Consider the following 813-nt stretch of genomic DNA (forward strand, 5'->3'; position numbering starts at 1 on the left):
ACGTAGTAGTCGACGTTCTTGTTGCCCGTGAGCAGGCGGTCGTACGAGATCACCTTGATGCCGGCCTTGGCGGCGGCGTCGAGCTGGTCGGAGAGCGCGCCACCGTCGATCGACGCGATGATCAGGACCTTCGCGCCCTTGGTGATCATGTTGCTGACCTGCTGGGCCTGCTGCTGGACCTTGTTGTCGCCGTACTCGAGGTCGACCTTGTAGCCGGCCTTCTCGAGGTCGCTCTTGACCGCGTTGCCGTCCTTGATCCACCGCTCGGAGACCTTGGTGGGCATGGCGACGCCGACGAGGGCGCCCTTGTTGTCGCCGCTGCCGCCACCATCGGTGGACGCACGGCCGCCGGCCGAGCAAGCGGCCAGCGAGATCGCGATGCCGACGGCTGCGACGCCCGCGATGATCCTGCGCTTCATCATCGAAGTACCTCTGTTCCTTCGCGTCGTCCTCGACGCGGTCGGGTGCCGGGGCTGCTGTGCCCCGTGGGATGCGCTCGTGTGAGCGCTCACATCATGTGGGTTCCGTGACGGGGTGTCAACTCAACACCGCCGTTTCGTGATCTTGCCGCGGCAGCCGGACCGAGCGGTACGGTTGGCCACGTGAGCACCACGACCGCCCCCGAGGGCAGGGGCGGCAAGCGCCGGAAGGCCCCGACGATCTTCGACGTCGCCGAACGCGCCGGCGTGTCCCACCAGACCGTCTCCCGCGTGATCAACGGCGACCCGACCGTCCGCGAGCAGTACCGGACGCAGGTCACCGACGCCGTCACCGAGCTCGGGTACCGACCCCGCGCCGCCGCCCGGGCGCTCG

The 813-nt window shown here is 68.5% G+C and carries 2 protein-coding genes; one reads left to right on the top strand and one right to left on the bottom strand.

Features of this window, described 5'->3' with window-relative positions:
- A partial coding sequence (locus BIU89_RS12080; RefSeq protein ID WP_254791618.1) for a substrate-binding domain-containing protein occupies positions 1 to 419 on the bottom strand: 419 nt, incomplete at its 3' end.
- Positions 420 to 602: 183 nt separating this feature from the next.
- Between BIU89_RS12080 and BIU89_RS12085 the strand changes: the two genes are divergently transcribed.
- Positions 603 to 813 (top strand): LacI family DNA-binding transcriptional regulator (locus BIU89_RS12085; protein ID WP_139179054.1); only part of this gene is annotated, 211 nt, incomplete at its 3' end.

Origin of the sequence: Curtobacterium sp. MCBA15_005 (assembly GCF_001864855.1) — a bacterium.
Lineage (GTDB): Bacteria > Actinomycetota > Actinomycetes > Actinomycetales > Microbacteriaceae > Curtobacterium > Curtobacterium flaccumfaciens.